4 protein-coding genes are annotated in these 4,298 nt (G+C 69.5%); all 4 read left to right on the top strand.

Annotated elements, in window-relative coordinates; translation table 11 throughout:
• Positions 1-681: RodZ domain-containing protein (locus tag RMO85_RS09545; RefSeq protein ID WP_310528491.1), on the top strand; the 681-nt coding region annotated here is incomplete at its 5' end.
• 177 nt (positions 682-858) lie between these two features.
• Positions 859-2,313 carry a 30S ribosomal protein S12 methylthiotransferase RimO gene (gene rimO, locus RMO85_RS09540; protein WP_310528492.1) on the top strand — a complete coding sequence of 485 codons (1,455 nt, stop codon included), beginning with the start codon at positions 859-861 and terminating at the stop codon, positions 2,311-2,313.
• The gene (gene pgsA, locus RMO85_RS09535) at positions 2,310-2,930 is read left to right on the top strand and encodes a CDP-diacylglycerol--glycerol-3-phosphate 3-phosphatidyltransferase (protein WP_310528490.1); all 621 of its coding nucleotides are present in this window, start codon (positions 2,310-2,312) and stop codon (positions 2,928-2,930) included. Before rimO ends, pgsA begins: the two co-directional genes overlap by 4 nt.
• 111 nt (positions 2,931-3,041) lie before the next feature.
• Positions 3,042-4,298: metallophosphoesterase (locus RMO85_RS09530; RefSeq protein WP_310528489.1), on the top strand; the 1,257-nt coding region annotated here is incomplete at its 3' end.

Raw genomic sequence — 4,298 nt, 5'->3', positions numbered from 1 at the left:
CGCACCCGCCTCGGACTCAGCGTCGACCAGCTGGCCGAGCGCACCCGCATCCGTCCGCACGTGATCGAGTCGATCGAGGTCGACGACTTCGCGCCGTGTGGCGGCGACTTCTACGCCCGAGGACACCTGCGCACGCTCGCGCGAGTGTTGGGCATCGACGTGACCCCCTTGCTCACCTCCTACGACGAGCGATACGCGCACGCCGACATCAACGCCCGTCGCGTGTTCGAGGCCGAGCTGGCCACCGGCGCCAACGGCTCGATCCGGAGCACGCGCGGCGGACCCAACTGGTCGATGCTCGTCGCCGTCGTGATGGCCCTGGTGCTGTGCTGGTCGATCGCACGTCTGGTCATGGACGCCCCGCCCGAGCTGCGTGGATCCGCCCCCGTGCTCAACGGGTCCGGCGGCCCCGGCGGCGCCGGATCTGCTGCCCTCGGGGACCCGGTGCCGGTCGTCGTGTCGGCCATCACCGGGGGCGCCCACATCGTCGTGCGCGACGGCTCGGGCGAGATCATCTTCGAGGGCAACCTGGCGGTGGGTGACGTCAAGGAGCTCGATGCGGCCCCGCCGGTCCGCGTCCAGACCACCGACGGCGCCGTCACTGTGTCCCTGAACGGCCAGGACGCCAGGCCGATCGGCGAGTCCGGGGTCGCAGGGCAGGGCACCTACGTCGCTCGCTGACCCCTTCTGCACCTCACACCGCCGATGGTCCCGTCTCCTCGTGAGTCGGGGCCATCGGCGTACGTGTGGCGACCCCCACGCACGTCACAAAGCGGTCCGGACGAGGCTGAACCGGCATACTCGGACGAGATGACCACTACTTCCGCAGGACCCGCCCAGGCGCCGACGTCGACCCCGATGAGCGTCGCCGTCGTGACGCTCGGCTGTGCCCGCAACGAGGTGGACTCCGAGGAGCTCGCGGGGCGCCTCGAGGCCGGAGGCTTCGTGCTCGTGGCCGAGCCCGAGGACGCCGACACCGTCCTGGTCAACACGTGTGGATTCGTCGAGGCCGCCAAGAAGGACTCGGTCGACACCCTGCTCGCTGCGGCCGACCTCAAGGGGCACGGCAAGACGCGGGCCGTGGTGGCCGTCGGCTGCCTGGCCGAGCGCTACGGCAAGGACCTCGCCGAGTCGCTGCCCGAGGCCGACGCGGTGCTGGGCTTCGACGACTACCCCGACATCGCCGCCAAGCTGCGCTCCATCGTGGCGGGGGAGGTCCACCAGGCCCACACGCCCTCGGACCGCCGGCGGCTGCTGCCGATCTCTCCGGTCGAGCGCGACGCCTCCTCGATCTCGATGCCGGGCCACGCCGACAACAGGGCCAGCACGGACGAGATCGGCCGGGGTGCCCCGGCGACCGGCCCCCGGGTCGTACGCCGCAGGCTCGACGCCGGACCGATGGCGCCGCTCAAGCTGGCGAGCGGGTGCGACCGCCGGTGCTCGTTCTGCGCGATCCCGAGCTTCCGCGGCTCCTTCGTGAGCCGCCGCCCGAGTGACGTGCTGCAGGAAGCCCAGTGGCTCGCGACCCAGGACGTCAAGGAGCTCTTCCTCGTGAGCGAGAACTCCACGTCCTACGGCAAGGACCTCGGCGACCTGCGTCTGCTGGAGACCATGCTTCCCGAGCTGGCCGCCATCGAGGGCATCGCACGCGTGCGGGTGTCCTACCTCCAGCCCGCCGAGACGCGACCCGGCCTGATCGAGGCGATCGCCGACACCCCTGGCGTCGTGCCCTACTTCGACCTGTCCTTCCAGCACGCCAGCGCCACGGTGCTGCGCCGGATGCGTCGCTTCGGCGACCCGGACAGCTTCCTCGACCTGCTGGCGCGCATCCGCAAGCTCAGCCCGCTGGCCGGCGTCCGGTCCAACGTCATCGTCGGCTTCCCCGGGGAGACCGAGGATGACCTCCAGACGCTGTGCGACTTCCTGGAAGCCGCGCGGATGGATGTCACCGGCGTCTTCGGCTATTCCGACGAGGACGGCACCGAGGCCGCGTCCTACGACGGCAAGCTGGACGAGGACGACGTGCGCGCTCGCACCGAGCACGTCACCGGACTCGTCGAGGAGCTGAACTCCCAGCGGGCCGAGGAGCGCATCGGCGAGACCGTGAGCGTTCTCGTGGAGTCCGTGCAGGACGGCCTGGTCGAGGGCAGGGCCGAGCACCAGGGCCCCGAGGTCGACGGCACCACCACGCTCGACGGCGCGGACGCACGCGTCGGCGACATCGTCACCGCGCGCGTGGTCGCCACCGACGGGGTCGACCTCATCGCCGTACCCCTCGAGGGCGCAGGAGACCAGACGGGCGGCAAGGCATGACCACGACCGAGAACCAGGTCTCCAACTTCAACATCGCCAATGTGCTGACGACGCTGCGCATCGTGCTGGTGCCGGTCCTGGCGTGGGCGCTGCTCCACGACGGGGGCGACTCGGTCCGGTGGCGCTGGATCGCGTTCGGGATCTTCGCCGCCGCGATGATCACCGACAAGATCGACGGAGACCTGGCTCGCAAGCACAACCTGATCACCGACTTCGGCAAGATCGCCGATCCGATCGCCGACAAGGCCATCACCGGGATGGCCTTCATCGGTCTCTCGCTCGTCGGCGACATCTGGTGGTGGGTCACCATCGTCGTGCTGATCCGCGAGTGGAGCGTGACGCTGCTGCGCCTCTCGGTGCTCAAGCGGGTCGTGATCCCGGCCGCACAGAGCGGCAAGATCAAGACGACGTTCCAGGCTGTCGCGCTGGGCGGCCTGATGCTGCCCCTGCCTCACGGCGACGCCCATGGTGGCGCCTTCGACGCGTGGGGAGGCTTCGGCGAGGCGCTCTTCTACCTCAGCCAGGTGTTCCTTGCCGGTGCGGTAATCATGACCATGTGGTCGGGCTACGAGTTCTTCCGCGCCGTCCGGCAGCAGCGGCGTACGCCGACCGTCTGACCGTGCTGCCTGACCCGCGCAGTGGAACTGGTGTGGCCGGTGGGGCTGGCGGTGGGTTGACTAGACCGGGTTAGGGTGACTCGCATCACCTGTCCGATCGAAAGGCATCCCGTGTCAGCCTCCCTTCTGGGCCGTCGGCTCCTCGCCGCCGCCACCGCAACCGGTGTCCTCGCTTCGCCCCTCGCCGTCGTGGCCATCGCCGCGACGCCGGCCAACGCAGCAGTGGTTGCCGTGCGGATCATCGACTTCAACGACTTCCACGGTCGCATCGACGCCAATACGACCAAGTGGGCCACCACCATCGAGCAGAACCGCGACGCCAACACGATGTTGCTCGCGGCGGGCGACAACATCGGTGCCTCGCTGTTCGCCTCGGCGTCCAACGACGACAAGCCCACCATCGACGTGCTCAACGCCCTCCAGACCGGCGTCTCCGCCGTCGGCAACCACGAGTTCGACAAGGGCTACGCCTGGTTCAAGTCGCACGTCATCGACGGCGGTTCGACCGCTCCCGACGGCACCGCCTACCCGAAGGCGAACTTCCCCTACCTGGGTGCCAACGTCGTGGACGCCAGCGGCAATCCGGTGCTCCCGGCCTCGACCCAGATGACGCTCAACGGCGCCAACGTGTGTGTCATCGGCGCCGTCACGCAGGAGACCCCGACCCTCGTCAGCCCCGCCGGCGTGGCCGGTCTCACGTTCACCGACCCGGTTGCTGCCGTCAACAAGGAGGTCGCCCGCCTCGACGCGGCCGCGGTCGACTGTGACGCCACCATTGCGACGTACCACGAAGGAGCGCCCAAGCCGGCGTCTGCGGCCACCCAGGCCCAGCAGGAGGCCGCCAGTGCCGTCTTCCGCCACCTGACCCAGGACACCTCGGCTGCGGTCGACGTGATCTACAACGGCCACACGCATCAGAAGTACGCCTACAACAACGGGCGTCCCGTATTCCAGGCCGGCAACTACGGAGAGTCCATCGGCAGGCTCGACATGACCATCGACACCACCGCCAACACGGTGTCCGTGGTCAGTGCTGCGATCCTCGACCGCGTGGCCGCCGCCGCCGCCCCGGGCACCTTCGCGCGGGTCGACGCAGTCAAGACCATCGTGGACGCGGCCATCACCGCCTCCAACATCATCGGAGACCGCAAGGTCGGCACCATCTCCGCCGACGTCACTCGCGCCGATGCAGACCTGGTCGTCCCGGGGGTGCAGGAGGACCGGGGCGGCGAGTCGACGATCGGCAACATGGTCGCTGACGCTCTTCGCGAGGTGAAGATCCCCGCGGCCGGCAAGACACCGGTCATCGGCATCACCAACCCCGGCGGCCTCCGCACCGACCTGCTCTACAAGGGCGACCTGGCCACC

Source organism: Nocardioides sp., from assembly GCF_031422975.1.
Taxonomy (GTDB): domain Bacteria; phylum Actinomycetota; class Actinomycetes; order Propionibacteriales; family Nocardioidaceae; genus Nocardioides.
The sequence above is the reverse complement of the archived record's forward strand: the minus strand, read 5'-3'. Positions and strand labels throughout refer to the sequence as shown.

Coding starts and splice junctions, on each gene's coding strand:
- rimO (WP_310528492.1), top strand. CDS start 859: ATGAGCGTCGCCGTCGTGACGCTCGGCTGTGCCCGCAACGAGGTGGAC.
- pgsA (WP_310528490.1), top strand. CDS start 2,310: ATGACCACGACCGAGAACCAGGTCTCCAACTTCAACATCGCCAATGTG.